Here is an 18385-nt window from a genome sequence, read left to right as displayed (position 1 = left end):
TATGATGGAAAATACTTTCGTATGCATGCTGTTTTTATGCGGCGATAACAAATTTTTCTTGTGACTCCAAAGTTGCTTTAGCCACGACAGCCCCGGCAGGCTTATGTTTAGAAAATGTTAAGCATCATTGGTAAGGGCGTCAGTACGTTGCCGTACCAACCACCGTGTTCACAGCGGGATGGAGAGGAAGGCTGCAAGCGGAATACTACTGCCGGCAAGCGGAGCTCAGTGCGAAGGCATCACCACTATGATGTGGCACAGGCGAACGGGGGAAACAGCAGTCTTTGAAGCCCAAGGGAAAATATAAATATGGTTTTCCTCACATAGGAGTCTGAGATAGGGGTGGCCCGATGCAGGCCAGCGCTCGGTGGAGACTTATCTGTTTATCCGACGGTGCCGCTCAATTGCCTGCCTATTAGATCATAACTGGCTCATCCGTACCGCATGCCGTGCATGCCGGGTCCTTATTCAGTTTGACTGAACGCCATTCCATCGTCAAACCATCGAGACGCAACAAACGACCATTCAGCGTTTCGCCGATATTCAGCAGGATTTTTAGCGTTTCCGCTGCTTGCACACAACCAATAATACCTACCAGTGGCGCAAACACACCCATAATGGCGCAACGCATATCCTCGTTTTCGCCGGTTCCGGGAAACAGACATTGATAACAGGGGCTGTGCCCCTGACTTAGGTCGAATACGGCGACTTGTCCATCGAAGCGCACTGCCGCACCCGATACAAGCGGTTTTTTACGAATGATACAGGCTTGGTTGATGGCGAGCCGGGTGGAAAAATTGTCGCTCGCATCTACCACGACATCGGCATTCGCAACGACTCTCAACAGTTTTTCTTCATCCATGCGCTCGTTCAGCGTAATCACATTGACTTCGGGATTGATTCCGGCCAGTGTCTTTTTGGCGGAATTTGTCTTGGTCGTGCCGATCCGACCAGTGCTGTGAATGATTTGGCGCTGGAGATTGGTCAGGTCGACTTCGTCATTGTCGCAAATGGTAAGTTTGCCGACACCACTTGCAGCGAGGTACATCGCCGCAGGTGAACCCAGCCCGCCTGCACCGATAATAAGCACATGTGACCGAATTAAAGCTTCCTGCCCTTGTATGCCAATTTGCGGCAATAGAATGTGGCGGCTGTAGCGCAGCAGTTGATTGTCATTCATTATTCGGAGCGGCGCGAGTGTTTAGACGCTGGCCAGGATCCGTTGTTGCCGGCAGAGGCGCGGCAAAACGGTTTATAGGACAGTGATCCCATCACCTGCCCCAGTATGGCGATGGGATTGCTGGAGATGCCGATGGGGATACTGTAAATGCAATAATCATACGGCGCAATGCGCTTTGCTTATTGACGCCCTACTGTTACAGCTCAGTGTAAGCACGCGGGTGATTTGCATTGACCGGCATCTATCGCTTATGTGGTACGAGCGTCTAATGCTGTAGGGCGCAATAAGCAAAGCGCATTGCGCCGAATAATAACTCCACAGCCGTCCTGCTCTACATAACCTGAACAAGTCTGCAATTTACCGGTAACTTGATCTGCGGAGCTACGGAGGAATTGCGCAGATTCCCTAACTCCTCCGTTTTCTGCAGCCACCGGAACTGATAATCAATTCGTTACTTTTGCCGCGTCCTTGTTCGCTGTCTTATTCGCCGTGCTATCTTTAAAATAATTCATCGCCTGGGTCAGCAATAAGTCACCGCTTGAGCCAAATTCCGCTGGAGGCTCCTGCTTCTTGTTTTTGTCCTCCCCGTTCTCCGGTTTGATTATCTTGGCCTCGGGCTTGGGCGCTACCTTTATCGCTTCTGTCGCAGGTTTGGCCTCTTGTGGCCTTCCGTTGGACAGGTGGCGGTCCAGGTCGGCTTCGCGCAAACGTTCAAATTCATCTTTCGCGGATTCGTCGAGGATATCGGGTGTAATCCCCTTGGCCTGGATAGATTGTCCATTAGGCGTGTAGTAGCGCGCAGTAGTGAGCTTTATGGCTGTGTTGTTACCCAACGGCAGGATGGTTTGCACCGACCCTTTTCCGAATGTTTGCGTACCCATCACGACGGACCGTTTGTGATCCTGAAGCGCACCCGCGACAATCTCCGAAGCAGAGGCCGAGCCGCCATTTACCAGGGTAATCATTGGCACCGTCTTGATCGCTGCCGGCAGCCGCTTCAGATAGTCGCTTTTTGTATCACGCAGGTAGAATTCGGGGCTGGCTTTGAGCTTCATCTTGGCATCTTCAGTACGGCCATCGGTATACACCACCAGCGAATTGGCCGGCAGGAAGGCGGCAGACACCGCTACGGCGCCGTTCAGCAGCCCCCCGGGATCGTTGCGCAGGTCCAGTACCAGCCCCTTCATCGGCACAGTACTCTCCTTGAACAATTTATCGATGGCCTTGGTCAGGTTTTCGCCCGTTTGTTCCTGAAATTGCGTGATGCGTATGTATGCATAACCCGGTTCAATCAGTTTCGACTTGACGCTCTGTATCTTGATGACTGCCCGTACCAGCGTGAACACCATCGGTTTGGTCTCGCCCTTCCGTAATACGGTGAGGGTTATCGAGGTGTTGGGTTTGCCCCGCATACGCTTGATGGCATCGGTAAGCGAGAGGCCTTTGACTGCGGTATCGTCCAGCTTGATGATGAGGTCACCCGGTTTGATGCCTGCCCGAAACGCCGGCGTGTCTTCGATTGGCGAAATGACCTTGACGAATCCGTCTTCCATGCTGACTTCGATGCCCAGTCCGCCAAACTCACCCTGCGTACCGATTTGCAGTTCCTTGAAGGCATCCATATCCAGATAGGCTGAATGCGGATCCAGGCCGGTCAGCATTCCGTTGATCGCCTCCGTGATAAGTTTCCTGTCTTCTACCGGCTCGACGTAATCACTCTTGATGCGACCGAATACTTCAGTGAATGCGCGGAGCTCTTCGATTGGAAGAGGATGCAGCACCCCCTGGGTTTCCTTGTCGGCATTGGCAGAAAAATTGAGGCTCAGCATCACGCCGGTGATCACGCCAAAGATGATCAAGCCAAAGTGCCGCATCTTGTTACCCATTAAACATTCTCCAGATTTGTCCACGCAGTGTCGTCACTCATTTTATTCTGACCCAGTTCAAAGGGTCAAACGGTTTGCCTTGATGGCGTAATTCAAAGTATAAACCGGATTCGGGGTTACCACCGCTGTTTCCCACCGTAGCGATCGTATCTCCTCCGCGAACGGAATCCCCTACCTTTTTATGCACGGTTTCGTTATTGCCGTAGAGGCTCATGTAGCTGCTGCCGTGATCTACAATCATCAGATTGCCGAATCCTCTCAGCCAGTCGGCAAATACGACGCGCCCACCGGCAATGGCTTTCACCTCTCCACCCATCGCCGAACGGATGAATAATCCTTTCCACGTAATACCCCCATCAGCACGTGGACTACCGAAGCGGTTCGCAAGTTCCCCGCGTACCGGCAAACTTAAGCGGCCTTTCAACGACGAGAACGGGCTTCCGTGTGTAGAAGCGTCGGGTAATCTTTCGTTGCTAAGGGAACCGGAACCGCGCGGGGAGCTCTGTTTTTTTCGCGCGAGCATTTTAGCGATTTTGTCTACCAGACGGGCGAGGCGATCTTCGTCGCGCTTGAGCTTGCTGATTTCAAGCCGCTGCTGATCGGCCTGAAGAGAAATCTGTGCGAGCAGTTCTGCGCGCTCGGCTTTTTTTTTCTCAAGGTGTTTTTTATGCTCGGCCTGCTTAGCCTGGATCGCGGTTATTTCCACGGTTTTTTCGCGGCTTTGGCTGGCGAGCACATCAAGCCGTTGGAGATTTGCGCGGAGCGCATCTATTTCCTCCATGCGTGCGCGGGAGAGATAGCCGTAGTAATGCAGATCACGGGCAATTTCATTAGGGTCGTGCTGATTGAGCAAGAGGCCCAGATACTCTTTTTTACTACCCCCATCCAGATACTGCCGATAAAGCAATTTGCCCAATTGCAACTGTTGCGCCTGGATATCCCCCGCGACCAGCCCGGACTGTGCTTTTAATTGGCTTAGTTTTCCATTGGCTTCATGTTGCTCCCGCGCAAGCGTCATCAACTTGCGATTGGCGGCGCTGATTGCCTGCTCCGCTTCACGCAGTGCACCAGCCGCACCTGATTTCGACTCCTCCGTATCCGCCAGTTCTTCCTGTAAGCTTTCAATGCGACTGCGCAGTTGCTTCAGCTCTTCCTTTTCGACTCTGGGAGCTGCATGGAGCGAATGCGGCAGTATCAGTGCCCCAGCCAGAATCAGCTTGCAAATCACACTCAACCATATATTGATGCCGCGCAGGAATGAAATTTTCAAACGTATCTTACCGAAGAAACCATACGCCACGGGAGCGATACAGATTTACCTTGGGAAACTGTCAAGCTACGATGAATACTATCGTACGTACAAATGAAATGGATGAGTAGAACTCATGGCTAAGGTGATATTTTCCCCTGATTTGCTACAACCTGCATCGCTTGTTCGATCGCTGCTTGATCGCCGAGATAGTAGCTTCGGATAGGTTTCAGATCTTCCTCAAGCTCGTACACAAGCGGAACGCCGGTAGGGATGTTGAGTTCCATGACATCCTGCTCGGAAAGATTGTCGAGATACATGACCAGCGCCCGTAGCGAATTGCCATGAGCGGCGATGAGTATGCGCTGACCGGACTGGACCCGGGGTGCGATGGTTTCGTTCCAGTAGGGGAGAAACCTTGCGACGGTATCCTGCAGGCATTCTGTCAGCGGAATGTCTTCTCTCTCCAAATTACGATAGCGGGGATCGAAGCCGGGGTAGCGTTCATCCTCCGGGGTGAGCGCAGGTGGCCGGACGTTGTAGCTGCGCCGCCAGATCTGAACCTGCTCCTCGCCATACTTGAGCGCCGTCTCAAGCTTGTTCAAGCCTTGCAGTGCACCGTAATGACGCTCGTTCAATCGCCACGTCAAGTTAACGGGAATCCACATCTGATCCAGTTCGTCCAGCACGATCCATAAGGTGCGAATCGAACGCTTCAATACTGAAGTATACGCAATATCGAACGCAAATCCGCCCTCCCGCAACAAGCGTCCGGAATTTTGGGCTTCTTCCACACCTTTTGGAGACAGGTCCACATCGGTCCAGCCAGTGAACCGGTTCTCTTTATTCCACGTGCTTTCTCCATGCCGCAGGAGAATGAGTTTTTTCATATTTGTTTATAGAAAGGATGAGATTTTCCGCAAAGCGGTTTGAAATGCTATAGTATTTTAATGTATTTCGGGCACGGCCGCAGCATGGGAGAGGGGTTCAACCTGAATACCTTGAGCGCCAGTGGTTTTCCAGGACGAGATAAACTGCCACCCCGCACCAATTTACCAATGCATGGCGCCATACCTTGATCGTCCTGCCGGCCTCTGCGCCGAGCAGTCATGGGTACGCACACTTCTTTATTCGCGGAACAAGAGAATTCCTCAATGTTCCCGTCTCTGATAAAATCCACGGTCAAGTATATCAAGGAGTATGGACGTGTCATTCTTGCAAAACAATATTGCGCTTATCGTGGCTGCTCTCGCAAGTGGCGGCATGCTGTTGTGGCCGATGCTGACGCGCCGCTCCGGCGGCGAGGTGGACACGCTGGTAGCGGTTCAAATGATCAATTACAAGGAAGGGTTGGCGTTGGACGTGCGCGAAGGTAGTGAATACGAAGCGGGCCATTTACCCAATTCAAAGCATATTCCTTCGGATAAACTTGAGCAGCGCCTCTCGGAGCTTGAGAAATTCAAGGACAAGCCGATTGTATTAATACATCGCACCGGGACGAATTCGTCGGGCAAATCTCGTTCTATCTTGCGCAGTAATGGTTTTACGCACGTATATAACCTTACGGGCGGCATCGATGCATGGCGGCAGGCAAACTTACCGGTAGTAAAAAAATAAAGGGGGGCTAATGACGAGGGTAGTCATGTATTCCACGGCTTTTTGCCCGTACTGCATAATGGCGGAGCGAATGTTGCGTGCCCGAGGGGTGACGGAAATAGAAAAAATTCGTATCGATCAGGACCCTGCACGGCGTGCCGAGATGATGGAAAAAACGGGACGCCGTACCGTCCCGCAAATTTACATAGGCGACACTCATGTAGGCGGATACGATGACCTCGCGAAGCTTGACCGCACTGATGGGTTGGTAAAGCTTCTTGCAGCCTGAGCGGCGCGATAGAAAAAACAAAGTGAACTGAGCCTTGGTAAAGTGAGCGTCCAAGCCTCGGTTCAAATTGGGCGGAACGCATTCTGGCGGGATTCTCGGCCGAGGCAAATTTCTGTCACGCGCGGTTGAAGCTGAGGCCTGCTCGAGGTTCTTGAATCTGTATCCCTGCAGCGAGCATGCCTTACGCTAACAGATATTTTCGATTATCTTTTTTGATTATCCTTTTGATTATCCCATGGACCCCATATGAGCGACCCGCAGCAACCGGTTTTCAGCATTGAAAAAATCTACGTCAGGGACTTGTCCCTCGAGATACCTAACGCGCCACGGATTTTTCTTGATCGCGAAACGCCCGAGGTCAACATTCAATTGCATACCAAGAGTGAGCGCATCGATGAAGGTATGTATGAAGTATTGCTGACGATAACCGCCACCGCGAAAGTCAAGGAGAAAACGATGTTTCTGGTGGAGGTGCAGCAAGCGGGCATTTTTCAGATTCGCCATGTGCCCGAAGGTGAAATGGATGCCGTGCTGGGCATCGCGTGTCCTAATATTCTTTTCCCTTACTTGCGTGAAGTGGTTTCCGACATTGTTACCCGTGCCGGATTTCACGCCGTGATTCTAAGCCCTGTCAATTTTGAAGCGCTTTACTATCAGGGTAAACAGCAGGCCGAGCAGAACTCGGTAACGGCAGAGAAGGTGGAAAAGGCGGAAGAAACACAAAAAATAACGCATTAGATATGAAATATGCGTGTGCCGGATTATTGAGAATGGTCCTGCTGAAGCGGGCGCTGGCGCAACTATGCATTGTCGTGCTGGCATTTCCGGCATCCGCCATTGCGGCGTTTGAGTTTTTCTCGATAAACGATGATGCTGTCATCATGTATGACGCACCCTCACTCAAGGCCGTCAAGCTATACGCTGCCAGCCGTGATCTGCCGGTAGAGGCCGTGGTGAAGGTCGAAGGCTGGGTCAAGATTCGCGATAGCGAAGGTACCCTTGCCTGGGTAGAAGCAAAAGCATTGAGCGAAAAACGCCATGTCATCGTTACTGTCCCCCTCGCAGAGGTGTATCAGGCTGCGAATGCGAGTTCGCCGCTTGTTTTCCAGGCGCAGCAAGGCGTTATCATGGAATGGCTCGAGTCGGCAGCCAACGGTTGGGTCAGGGTGCGCCATCGCGATGGCCAGAACGGTTACGTCAGAGCAAACCAGGTCTGGGGTTCATGAGAATAGCCGTTTTGGGCGCGGGCGCCTGGGGAACCTCCCTGGCGATCAGTCTCAGTGCGAATTCCAACTCCGCTCACCAAGTCACTTTATGGTCCAGGGATCCGCAGCATGTTGCCGAGCTTGCTTCCGAGCGTGTCAACAGACGTTATTTCCCCGCTTTTTCCTTGCCCGATTCTCTGCGGTTGACGTCAGCTCTCGATGTGGCCGTTGAAGCGGCGGAACTCGCCCTGATCGTCGTTCCGGTTTCCGGGCTGCGCGGGACGCTACGCGGAATCGCCGCCTGTGGAAAGCCCGTGCCGGTCGTATGGGGGTGCAAGGGATTCGAGGCCCGATCCGCAAAGCTTCCTCATCAGGTTGCGGAGGAAGAATACGGTGGTATAGCGCCTTGCGGGGTATTGTCAGGTCCCAGTTTTGCGCAGGAAGTCGCGCAGGGGCTTCCCGCCGCCTTGACTTTGGCATCTCATGATGTGGAGTTTTCACGGCGGATCGCGGCCCAATTACACACTGCGAGGTTGCGCGTTTATTCATGCAGCGATATCGTTGGTGTGGAAACGGGTGGGGCAGTCAAGAACGTGATATCGATTGCCGCAGGAATTTGCGACGGCCTCGCACTTGGCTACAATGCCCGGGCAGCGTTGATTACGCGAGGTCTGGCGGAGATTGCCCGCCTGGGCCTGAAACTCGGCGGCCGCATGGAAACGTTTATGGGGTTGACCGGCCTGGGCGACCTGATACTGACCTGCACCGGCGATCTGTCGCGCAACCGGCGAGTAGGGCTCGCACTTGCAGCGGGGCGCCCGTTACCGGCAATACTGCGGGAATTAGGGCATACCGCCGAGGGAGTTCATACAGCGGGGGAAGTATTGCGGCTCAGCCAGGAATTGAAAATTGAGATGCCGATCACGAAAGCGGTATGCAGCATACTTCATGATGGTGTGCCGGCAAGAGAGGCGGTGGAAGCGCTGCTCAACCGCGAGCCGAAGACCGAAAATTATTGAGCCAGCGCAGGGCTGGTAGACTCCTTGGTCCAGGTTTTATAGGGTTTTTCCGAAGCCGATCTGGCGCCAGGCTTCATAGACGACTATCGCAACCGTATTGGACAAATTGAGACTGCGGCTGCCGGATGCCATGGGAATACGGATGCGGTGTCGTTCGGGGAAACTCTCCAGTATTTCAGCCGGCAGTCCACGGCTCTCCGCGCCGAAAAGAAATGCATCTCCGCTCTCAAACGAAGCCAGGTCATAGCGCTGTTTTCCCTTGGTAGAGGCAGCAAAAAGGCGACGGCCCCGCAGTTGCTCCGCGCACGCTTTCCAGCTTGCATGAACCGTTATGCTGGCAAATTCATGGTAATCCAGTCCGGCGCGCAATAACTGCTTATCTTCCAGGGTAAAGCCCAGGGGTTGGATGAGATGCAGCTTTGCACCGGTATTGGCGCACAGCCGGATAATATTGCCGGTGTTGGGCGGGATTTCAGGCTGGTACAGGATTACGTCTATCATTCCAGTTCGGGAATCATGGAATTTTATCGTGGCTGGAAAGCGTTCTCGCCACCACCCATCCACTGACATGCGCAGCGCCGCTTTTGCGCAGTGCCTTTGCCAGTTCATTCAATGTTGCGCCGGTAGTCATGACATCGTCCAGCATGGCGACGCGCTTGCCTCCGAGATCAGCCTCGCATGAGAATGCGTTACGAATATTTTTTTCGCGTTCTTTCCATGGCAGCCCGGTCTGGGATGGCGTATCTTTGATGCGTCGGCAGATACCTGGCAGTAACGCGACGCCTAATTTTCTCGATACGCCCCGTGCAATTTCGAGTGCCTGATTGAAGCCTCTCTCGCGCAATCTGGCGGGATGCAGCGGCATCGGTACGATGAAGTCCGGTAGTGCATCAGGATCAATCCGCGCTGTCAGCAAATCGGCCAGCACGGAAGCCATGGCAAGGTTCGCCTGGTATCTTAGCGAATGTAAAAGTGCATCCACCGGAAAAGCATAACTCATCGCCGCCACGCTATGGTCGAACGCCGGCGGATTTGCGAGGCAGGCACCGCAAATACGAGATTCCATCAAGGGTAGTGCACATACGACACAATGCCGGGGTGGCGAATGAGGCAAACTGTTCCGGCAAGATGCACAAAAGTCGCCCTTGGCGCTGGCGCCGCAGAGCAGGCAATTATTCTTGAATAACGCCTGCACAATATTTAATCTGTTGTCCAAAAATTTCTATCAATAAATTGACAAGAATGCCGCAATCCGTAATGATACAGGTCATTCCGAATGATGGGAGCGGTTCGGCGCTTGCCCGGCGCTTCCGCTCCTTCGTTCATTGTAGCTAGCAGCCTGTCGGACTTGAAGAATCGAAGCGAAAAAGTGACTGGGCGAGGGCAGATTTTGCGGATTTTGAAGGCCAATTGTTATTCTATTGGTCGAAAAAGCGGCGAAATATGAACCGGTCAGACGCTTTTGCAGCCGATTTCCTTAAAGTCCAACAGGTTGCGAAGTGAGTCGGACGATCGCTTACGAAAATATAATGTGATAAGGATGTGGTATGAGCCAGCTTACTTCCGACATAACCGTCGATCTGGAACGATGCCCGGATAACACTGCTGGCAAATTCGCTGACAAGCTTGCCGGCACGGCAGTCGAATCGCCGCGATGGGATGTTGCCCGGATCAAGACATTGCTGGATTTACCTTTCAACGATTTGATTCATCGCGCCCAGTTGGTGCACCGCCAGCATCACGATGCCAACGCAGTGCAACTCTCGACATTGATTTCGGTCAAGACCGGCGGTTGCCCCGAAGACTGTGGTTATTGCCCCCAGGCAGCGCGTTACCATACGGATGTCGAGAATCAGGAAATGCTGGGTCTTGACGAGGTGGTGGCAACAGCGGCAGCGGCGAAGGCGCAGGGCGCGTCCCGCTTTTGCATGGGTGCCGCATGGCGCGGGCCCAAGCAGCGAGACATCGAGAAAATGACGGAAATGGTTAGCGCCGTCAAAGCGCTGGGGCTTGAAACCTGTGCCACGCTGGGCATGCTGAAGCCGGGGCAGGCAGAGCAGCTCAGGCAAGCCGGACTGGATTACTATAACCATAACCTCGACACAGCGCCGGAATTTTATGGGGAAGTCATCACAACCCGTCATTACGAAGACAGGCTGGACACTTTGCAGAAAGTCCGCGGTGCGGGCATAAATGTATGCTGTGGCGGTATCGTCGGCATGGGTGAATCGCGCCATGCCCGCGCTGGTCTGATCGCTCAACTGGCCAACCTCGATCCCTATCCGGAATCCGTTCCCATCAATCACCTGGTACAAGTGGAAGGTACGCCTCTCCATGGCACTGTGGCGCTCGATCCCCTGGAATTCGTGCGCACGATCGCGGCTGCGCGTATTACCATGCCTAAAGCAATGGTAAGGCTATCCGCCGGTAGACAGGAGATGTCGGATGCGGTGCAGGCGCTGTGCTTTCTTGCCGGCGCCAACTCGATTTTCTATGGCGACAAATTACTCACTACCGGCAACCCGGAAGCCGAACGCGACAAGGCGTTATTTGACAAACTGGGACTGAGCTCGATATAGCGTTCCCCAATCCACAAAACCGGCAGATCCCCGAACCCTTAGCTGCGAAGCCATCCAGATGCGCAACGACCTCGCTGAACACCTGCGCGAACAACTACGCGGCCGGGAGAGGGAGAAGCTGTACCGTCGCCGCCTGACGCTGGAGAGCTCGCAAAACACGCAGGTCTGCGTGGAAGGACAAGAATATCTCTCGTTTTGCAGCAATGATTACCTCGGCCTCGCCGATCATCCACGGTTGATTGAAGCGGTCTGTGAAGGGGCCCGGAAATATGGCGTCGGCGCAGGTGCTTCCCACCTGATCAGTGGGCATTTCTCGGCACACCAAGCGCTGGAGGAAGTGCTGGCGCGCTTCACGGGCTTTTCCCGGGCATTGCTGTTCTCCACCGGATATATGGCAAATGCAGGGGTGATCACAGCATTGGCGGGACGTGGCGATGCGATATTTGCCGACAAGCTCAATCATGCTTCGCTCAACGATGCCGCGTTGCTTTCTCGTGCGAAGTTTATCCGCTATCCGCACCTTGATCTGGCTGTGCTGGAACGTCGACTCGCGGCATCTCAGGCAAAACTTAAGCTTGTGCTGACCGATGCGGTATTCAGCATGGATGGAGATATCGCTCCGGTGGCCAGTCTGTTGGCGTTGTGCGAAAAATACAACGCCTGGTTGTTGCTTGACGATGCACACGGGTTTGGCGTGCTGGGTCCGCAGGGGAGGGGAGTGTCGGCACACTTCAATATCCGTTCGCCACGCATTATCTATATGGCGACTCTCGGCAAGGCGGCAGGCGTATTCGGTGCTTTTGTCGCCGCAGAAGCGGAGGTTATCGAAACCCTGGTTCAGTATGCGCGAAGCTACATCTATACTACCGCGGCTCCCCCGTTATTGTCCCATGCCTTGCTCACCAGCCTGGAGTTGATCGAGCGGGAAGAGTGGCGGCGCGGGAACCTGGTGCAACTCACCGCAGCGCTCAAACGGGAAATGCAATCGTTGCGCTGGAAACCATTGCCGTCGAATACTGCCATCCAGCCCCTGCTCATAGGCGAAAGCGGAACAGCCCTGCGGATCAGCGAGGCATTACGCGACAGAGGAGTTCTGGTGCCGGCAATTCGTCCGCCTACCGTTCCGCAAGGCGCGGCCCGGCTGCGGATTTCATTGTCCGCTACGCACACCATGGAAGATGTTGCACGGTTGGGGACAGCGCTAAGAGAACTGGATAGCGAGTCGTGAAGTACCGAATAACGATTCCCGATGGCCCTGGGTTCAATGGCGGATTCCATAACCGATGAACCTTCACATTGAATCTATCGGGTCGGGTCCCGATATCGTTCTGCTGCACGGATGGGCCATGCACAGCGGTATGTGGCGGGACGTATCCGATCAGCTGGCACGGCATTTCCGTTTGCATCTGGTCGATTTGCCTGGACACGGGTTCAGCCGGAGATCCAGTCCGGCTCGTGTATCGGCTTCGCAAAGTGCTACGCTTGAAGGCATGGCTGAGATGCTGGCGGAAGTTTTGCCTGCAAGCTTTATTGTTTGCGGATGGTCGCTGGGCGGACAGGTAGCCATCGAACTTGCATTGCGAGCACCATTACGTGTCAGAAAACTTGCGTTGATTTCGACCACACCTTGCTTTGTCAGACGTAAAGACTGGCAATGGGGGATGGAGGCCGCTACCTTGCAATTATTCACAGAAAATTTGAAGCGGGACTATTCCGTTACCATGAAAAGATTTCTGACGTTGCAGATCAGCGGTGGCGGCAGCGGCACAGCATCAGCATTGGCGCAGTTGCGCAAAAGCTTGTTCGAACGCGGTAAACCGGATGACGCTGCGTTGGAGGCGGGATTACAGATTCTGTTATCGAGCGATTTGCGTGACAGGATCAGGAATATCATGCAGCCGGTTTTACTTTTTCATGGCGAGAATGATGTCATCACACATCCTGACGCGGCGAGGTGGATGAACCGGCAGTTGCAAAATTCTGAACTGATCATGCTGCCAGGTTGCGGCCATGCGCCGTTTTTATCTTATCCCGAGCAATTTGTAGCCGGCATGCTTCGGCTGGCTTATCCGGTAGCCGGTACGCATTGAAAACCAAGTGAACTACGACCATAACATCGATAAGCGCCAGATGCGCAAGGCTTTTGGACGGGCAGCGCCGCATTACGACCAGGCGGCGGTGTTGCAGCGTGAAATCTGCGATCGTATGCTGGCGCGTCTCGCATACATTAAATACAAGCCCGATGTCATCCTCGATGCCGGCAGCGGCACCGGCTACGGCACGCGCGAGTTGCTCATGCGTTATCCGGCGGCCCGTCTGCTGGCGATCGACATTGCGTCGGCAATGCATTTGCAGGCCCGGCCCGCGGTACCCTGGTGGCGGCAATTGTTGGGGGCTGTGGGAGACAAGCGTGGACATCGGGCCAGCTATATAGTGGGCGACATGGAGCAGATACCGTTGGCGGATTCGTGCGCAGGTCTCGTGTGGTCCAACTTGGCACTGCAATGGTGCAACGACATCAAACAGACATTTGCCGAGGTGCGTCGGGTCCTGCAAACCGGCGGCTTGTTCATGTTCAGCACCTTTGGGCCGGATACGTTGAAAGAGTTGCGCCAGGCATTTCGCCATACCGATGATTACAGTCATGTCAATCGCTTCACGGACATGCACGATATCGGCGACATGCTGGTACATAACGGTTTCGCTACGCCCGTTATGGATATGGAATACATTACGCTGACTTATGATGACGTGATCGGCGTCATGCGCGATCTCAAAGCCATCGGCGCCCATAATGTCACCCAGGGAAGGCGGCGGGGTTTAACCGGGAAAGACGCGTGGCAAAAAGCGATAAGCCAGTATGAGACTCTGCGGAAAGAAGGAAAATTACCGGCGACCTTTGAAGTGATTTATGGCCATGCCTGGAAACCCCAGCCGCGGACAACCATCGTGACGCCTGAGCTCAGACGACAACTCGGCCTTGCATGAGCGGCGACTTCTTATGTCACGAGGTTATTTCATTACCGGTACCGGTACGGGTGTAGGCAAAACCCTGGTCAGTTGCGCATTGCTGCATGCTTTTGCGGACCAGGGCCACACTGTTATAGGCATGAAGCCGGTAGCGGCGGGTTGCGAGAACGGTAAATGGATGGATGTCGAATTACTCGCAGCCGCAAGCAATGTCACCGCCCCGCGTGAGCAGATAAATCCTTACGCATTAATCCCACCGATTGCACCGCATATCGCGGCGGCTCGGGCGGGCATCGAAATCGACATCGATATCATCTATCAGGCCTGCCTGGAACTGGGAAAAATTGCCGATGTAGTGATTGTCGAGGGCATCGGCGGTTTTCTCGTGCCGCTCAATGACCATCAAGACAGCGCCGACATGGCGAAAGCATTGGGTTTGCCGGTGATTCTGGTGGTAGGGATGCAACTTGGCTGCCTTAGCCATGCGCTGCTGACCGCCCGGGCTGTGCGCGCGACTGGGCTACCACTCGCAGGATGGGTGGCGAACCAGATCGATCCCAAGATGACCGTATGCGATGAGAATGTATCCGCCTTGAAGCAGCGGTTGGGTTGCCCACTTTTGGGCGTGCTGCCATTCGATTCCAGTGCCGATGCCGAAAAATTGTCGGTGTTGTTGAATGTTGGCGGGATAGAAGCGTAAGCCTGGCAGCCTGTCGGAAATCGGCTGCAAAAGCGTCTGGCTGGTTTATATTTCGCCGCCTTTTCGGCCAATAGAATAACTATTAGCCTTCAAAATCTCAAAATCTGCCCTTATCCGGTCACTTTTTTGCTGCGGTTCTTCACATCCGACAGGCTGCCAGAATCCTCGTTCATATACTTCATTCGGAATGGTGGATAATGCGCACATACCCATCCACTCACCTTCCGCAGTCTCAGATCATTATGCCTTGAGGCGCGGGGTCGGCGGGAACATTGAGGAGGATATCTTCTGATGGGAAAATAAGCATACCTGCGAATAAGCTGATGATCGTTACCACGATGCTGGCAAAAAATGCCGTCCAAAAGCCGGAAATCTTGAACCCAGGAACGAGCGCCGATACCAGAAGCATCATGAGGGCATTGATGACCAGCAAAAAAAAACCAAATGTGATCAGCGTCAATGGAATCGTTAAAACGATGACGGCGGGTCTGATGACGGCATTGGCAAAACCTAGCAGCAGTGCTGATATAAGCAGAGATTTTTTACTTGTAAACGAAATGCCGTGAAAGAGAAAGCTCGTTAGCCATAGCGAGATCGCAATTATTGCCCAGTGTGCCAGAAATACAGTTATGTTGTGCAGCATGGATCGGTCCGGAATTTATTCGATGGGTAGTATATCGTACGCTTTACTGGCGGATGAGGATGAGCGAGAGTCCGATATTCGCCTGGACGAGATTACAATTATTTTTTTTTCGGTTTATACTGATTTTCTTGCTATTCCAAACAGGGAAAAGGGTCTCCTCCTCTGGAAGGTTCCCGGCCTGGACGGCCAACTCCACGAGGATGCCATCTCCACGTTGGCTTGGCTGCTTATCGGTAAATTTTACAATAGATATTCCCGTCTTCCTGCAAAAACCCTCTCACGCCCGAAAACAGTGCCTTTAAAAATTTGGCACGAATTCTGCTTATGTTCAATAGTACATCTTCTGGCTAAAGCCGGTTCCAATCCTGCTCATGTTCAATGTTTCTCAGCGAGTATCGTTGCTTACGATGAACAGGACTATGATGCGTTCGCGTAGCTGTTGCTCCGTATGTGGGATCGGCGTTTTCCTGATCCATTAAGCGAATGAAACTTCCTGATGCGGACGAAGGGAAGACAGGTGACGAGCATAAACCAAATGATCAAACGTTAAGATGAGCCGAAGATGGGCAATCAATACGGATAAACCATTGTTAACCCGGATGTTTCATAAATTGACGCGTGCCCTTGCTGGTCTTTTGTTTCGTATGAAAATTTCGTTCAGTCGAGCGTATGAATATGAACAACTACGCCACTCTTTCGCAAAATCTCCCTGCAAAACAAAATCCTGCGCAATCATCACGCGAATTTATGAAACATCCGGGTTAATGGTTTTGACAAACATTAAGTAGAGCTCCATGACGACTTCTTCCGATATTCTCAATGCCAGCATCCTGATCGTCGACGACAGGAGAGTCAATGTCGAACTGATCCGCGCCATGCTCTCCGCTGCTGGCTACACTTCAGTGACTTCGACGGTGGATCCGCTCGAGGTTTGCGATCTTCATCGCGCTAATCGATATGATCTCATTCTGCTCGACTTGATGATGCCAAAAATGGATGGATTCCAGGTGATGGAAGGCCTGAGGTTGATAGAATCGGAAATAGAGCAGGACGCTGAATCCCGGCTTGAGTCCGGCGGTTGTCTCCCTGTTCTGGTGATTACCGCCCAGCCGGAGCAGAAGGAGCGTGCACTGCGCGCCGGTGCGAAAGGCTTTATCACCAAGCCTTTCGATCGGCTCAAGGTATTGACGCATATCCATGATGTTCTGGAAATAAAATTGCTGCAGAAAGAGTTGCAACAATTTATTTCGGGTCTTGATGCCACGCTCAGCGAGCGGACCGCTTCCCAGAACGGAACGGAAGAGCTGTTCGATCAGCTTGCCGGCAACCTCCCTCAAATCTTCTGGATCTGGGACATCCATGATAAAACGTTTCGTTATGTTAATCCCGCATGGGAGAAGATGACTGGCCGGCGTATCGCGCGCTCCGACACCCCGGAAAAATTTCTCGAGGCAGTCCATCCGGAAGACAGGCAACGAGTCATTCATGAAGCGGCTGCACTCCCGCACGGTGGAGTCGATCATGATTATCGGTTGCTCCTACCGGATAACACGATACGCTGGGTGCATTCCCGCACCTTTCCGATAAAGGATTCGAATGGGGTATATCGAGTCGTGGGGATGATGGAAGACATCACGCTTCGCAGGGAGGCGGGCCCCCGGCCACCACAGCTTGCGCATTATGACGCCCTTACAAACCTCCCCAATCGTATTCTGTTTGATGAATCGCTTCAGAAGATCATCAAACAGGCGGAGATGAATCACCGCATCATCTCCCTACTATTTATCGGTATCGATAACTTCAAAAATATAAACGACACATTGGGGCATGCGCTGGGAGACGAGTTGCTGCGCCAGTTCAGTCATCGTTTATCGGAGTGCCTGCGTATCACCGACATGGTAGCGCGGCTTGGCGGTGATGAGTTTGGCTGCATACTGGTTACTCCTGACGGTTCAGGGGATGCAGGCATGGTTGCGAGCAAGATCAGAGAAGCGTTACGCCAACCTTTTACATTGCAAGGTCATCAAATCACCGTAACAGCGAGCATCGGTATCAGCATTTATCCGTCAGATTCCGTGGACGCGGATACCCTCGTCAAAAATGGCGATGCCGCGATGTATCGGTCGAAAAGCGCGGGCAGGGATACCTATCGTTTCTTTACGGCAGAAATGAACGCACGGGCAATCGAGAAGCTGGAAAAGGAAAATGCACTGCGGGAGGCCCTCGACCGAAATGAATTCGTTTTGCATTATCAGCCGAAAGTCGAGCTTTCCATGGGGCGGATCACGGGGGTGGAAGCATTGATAAGATGGAAGCGGCCAGGGTATGGGTTCGTCGCGCCGGCGGAATTCATACCGGACCTCGAGCAAACCGGATTGATCAATCGGGTGGGTGCCTGGGTTATCGATAGCGCCTGTAGGCAGATCGCGGAATGGCGGCGCGCGGGAGCAGGGGAGATCCCGGTATCGGTCAACGTGTCCGGCAGGCAATTCCTGCAGAGCACACTCAACGAGGATGTTATTCGGGCGACGCAGGAGAACGATGTTCATCCGGAATTGCTCGAATTTGAATTACAAACAGAAAGAGCGCTGAGAGAGAACAGTATTGATTCTGATTTGCTGGAATTAGAGCTGACCGAGAGTTCGCTGATGATGCATGCCAGAAAAACAACCAGTATTCTCAAGAGATTGAAAATACTGGGAGTCCAGATTTCGATCGATGACTTCGGGACCGGTTATTCGAGTCTCGCCTATGTAAAACGATTCCCTATCGATGTGTTGAAAATCGACCGTTCCTTTATTATGGAAATTACTACAAATTCCGCGGACGCTGCAATCACAACCGCAATTATCGATATGGCACACAGTCTTAATGTCAGGGTTGTAGCCGAGGGTGTGGAAACGGTTGAACAACTCGATTTCCTGCGTGAGCGCGGGTGCGACGAAATCCAGGGTTACTATTTTGCGCGACCGCTACCCCCGGATGAAATATTCGAATTACTTTCAGGTAGTAACAGGCTTCTCAAGCCCGCGCAATCCATTAACGTATAATCCTTGATACGCACCTTGG

The 18385-nt window shown here is 53.0% G+C and carries 19 protein-coding genes; 12 read left to right on the top strand and 7 right to left on the bottom strand.

The genetic code is table 11. The annotated features are described in order from the left end of the window. Positions 1-415: 415 nt before the first annotated feature. The 4 genes from F822_RS02865 to gpmA all read right to left on the bottom strand — a co-directional run bounded on the left by F822_RS02865 (position 416) and on the right by gpmA (position 5205). The gene (locus tag F822_RS02865; protein WP_025042000.1) at positions 416-1180 is read right to left on the bottom strand and encodes a HesA/MoeB/ThiF family protein; all 765 of its coding nucleotides are present in this window, start codon (positions 1178-1180) and stop codon (positions 416-418) included. A gap of 443 nt (positions 1181-1623) precedes the next feature. Then, positions 1624-3066 (bottom strand): S41 family peptidase, encoded by a 1443-nt coding sequence (locus F822_RS02860; RefSeq protein ID WP_025041999.1) that lies wholly within the window; start codon positions 3064-3066, stop codon positions 1624-1626. Between the two features lie 37 nt (positions 3067-3103). Next, complete coding sequence (locus F822_RS02855; protein WP_231623554.1) at positions 3104-4336, bottom strand: murein hydrolase activator EnvC family protein; 1233 nt, start codon at positions 4334-4336, stop codon at positions 3104-3106. Positions 4337-4455: 119 nt separating this feature from the next. Beyond that, a complete protein-coding gene (gene gpmA, locus F822_RS02850; protein WP_025041997.1) occupies positions 4456-5205 on the bottom strand; it encodes a 2,3-diphosphoglycerate-dependent phosphoglycerate mutase in 750 nt (249 codons plus the stop codon). Between the two features lie 310 nt (positions 5206-5515). Between gpmA and F822_RS02845 the strand changes: the two genes are divergently transcribed. The 5 genes from F822_RS02845 (at position 5516) to F822_RS02825 (ending at position 8424) form a co-directional block, all read left to right on the top strand. After that, positions 5516-5932, top strand: coding sequence for a rhodanese-like domain-containing protein (locus tag F822_RS02845; protein WP_051536768.1), 417 nt, complete (start codon positions 5516-5518; stop codon positions 5930-5932). A 10-nt stretch (positions 5933-5942) separates the two neighbouring features. Then, positions 5943-6200, top strand: coding sequence for a glutaredoxin 3 (grxC, locus tag F822_RS02840; RefSeq protein ID WP_025041995.1), 258 nt, complete (start codon positions 5943-5945; stop codon positions 6198-6200). A 246-nt stretch (positions 6201-6446) separates the two neighbouring features. Beyond that, positions 6447-6938 carry a protein-export chaperone SecB gene (gene secB / locus F822_RS02835; RefSeq protein ID WP_025041994.1) on the top strand — a complete coding sequence of 164 codons (492 nt, stop codon included), beginning with the start codon at positions 6447-6449 and terminating at the stop codon, positions 6936-6938. 2 nt (positions 6939-6940) lie between these two features. After that, entirely contained in the window at positions 6941-7426 is a 486-nt protein-coding gene (locus F822_RS02830) for an SH3 domain-containing protein (RefSeq protein ID WP_025041993.1), read from the top strand. Next, positions 7423-8424, top strand: a complete 1002-nt coding sequence (locus F822_RS02825) for an NAD(P)H-dependent glycerol-3-phosphate dehydrogenase (RefSeq protein ID WP_025041992.1) — start codon at positions 7423-7425, stop codon at positions 8422-8424. The genes F822_RS02830 and F822_RS02825 overlap by 4 nt, the downstream gene beginning before the upstream one ends. 36 nt (positions 8425-8460) lie before the next feature. Here F822_RS02825 and trmL read toward each other — a convergent pair whose 3' ends face one another. Both trmL and F822_RS02815 read right to left on the bottom strand, forming a co-directional pair. Then, on the bottom strand, positions 8461-8925 hold the full coding sequence (gene trmL, locus F822_RS02820; protein WP_025041991.1) for a tRNA (uridine(34)/cytosine(34)/5-carboxymethylaminomethyluridine(34)-2'-O)-methyltransferase TrmL: 465 nt from the start codon (positions 8923-8925) through the stop codon (positions 8461-8463). A 13-nt stretch (positions 8926-8938) separates the two neighbouring features. Next, positions 8939-9640 (bottom strand): ComFC family protein, encoded by a 702-nt coding sequence (locus F822_RS02815; protein ID WP_036576686.1) that lies wholly within the window; start codon positions 9638-9640, stop codon positions 8939-8941. Between the two features lie 331 nt (positions 9641-9971). Between F822_RS02815 and bioB the strand changes: the two genes are divergently transcribed. From bioB to bioD, 5 genes are read left to right on the top strand one after another with little or no spacing between them, the layout of a single operon-like run. Then, positions 9972-11003: a biotin synthase BioB gene (bioB, locus tag F822_RS02810; protein WP_025041990.1), complete on the top strand. Its 1032-nt coding sequence runs from the start codon at positions 9972-9974 to the stop codon at positions 11001-11003. A 58-nt stretch (positions 11004-11061) separates the two neighbouring features. After that, complete coding sequence (bioF, locus tag F822_RS02805) at positions 11062-12231, top strand: 8-amino-7-oxononanoate synthase (protein WP_025041989.1); 1170 nt, start codon at positions 11062-11064, stop codon at positions 12229-12231. 55 nt (positions 12232-12286) lie between these two features. Further along, positions 12287-13093 (top strand): pimeloyl-ACP methyl ester esterase BioH, encoded by an 807-nt coding sequence (gene bioH / locus F822_RS02800; RefSeq protein ID WP_025041988.1) that lies wholly within the window; start codon positions 12287-12289, stop codon positions 13091-13093. A 7-nt stretch (positions 13094-13100) separates the two neighbouring features. Beyond that, positions 13101-13991 (top strand): malonyl-ACP O-methyltransferase BioC, encoded by an 891-nt coding sequence (gene bioC / locus F822_RS02795; protein WP_025041987.1) that lies wholly within the window; start codon positions 13101-13103, stop codon positions 13989-13991. Positions 13992-14004: 13 nt separating this feature from the next. Further along, on the top strand, positions 14005-14673 hold the full coding sequence (bioD, locus tag F822_RS02790; protein ID WP_025041986.1) for a dethiobiotin synthase: 669 nt from the start codon (positions 14005-14007) through the stop codon (positions 14671-14673). A gap of 232 nt (positions 14674-14905) precedes the next feature. Here the strand turns inward: bioD and F822_RS02785 are convergent, their stop codons facing one another. Continuing rightward, positions 14906-15316, bottom strand: coding sequence for a phage holin family protein (locus F822_RS02785; protein ID WP_025041985.1), 411 nt, complete (start codon positions 15314-15316; stop codon positions 14906-14908). Between the two features lie 22 nt (positions 15317-15338). Between F822_RS02785 and F822_RS02780 the strand changes: the two genes are divergently transcribed. After that, complete coding sequence (locus tag F822_RS02780; RefSeq protein WP_036576682.1) at positions 15339-15752, top strand: hypothetical protein; 414 nt, start codon at positions 15339-15341, stop codon at positions 15750-15752. A 358-nt stretch (positions 15753-16110) separates the two neighbouring features. Continuing rightward, the gene (locus F822_RS02775; protein ID WP_025041983.1) at positions 16111-18366 is read left to right on the top strand and encodes an EAL domain-containing response regulator; all 2256 of its coding nucleotides are present in this window, start codon (positions 16111-16113) and stop codon (positions 18364-18366) included. Positions 18367-18385 lie beyond the last annotated feature (19 nt).

The organism is Nitrosospira briensis C-128 (assembly GCF_000619905.2).
Lineage (GTDB): Bacteria > Pseudomonadota > Gammaproteobacteria > Burkholderiales > Nitrosomonadaceae > Nitrosospira > Nitrosospira briensis.
The sequence above is the reverse complement of the archived record's forward strand: the minus strand, read 5'-3'. Positions and strand labels throughout refer to the sequence as shown.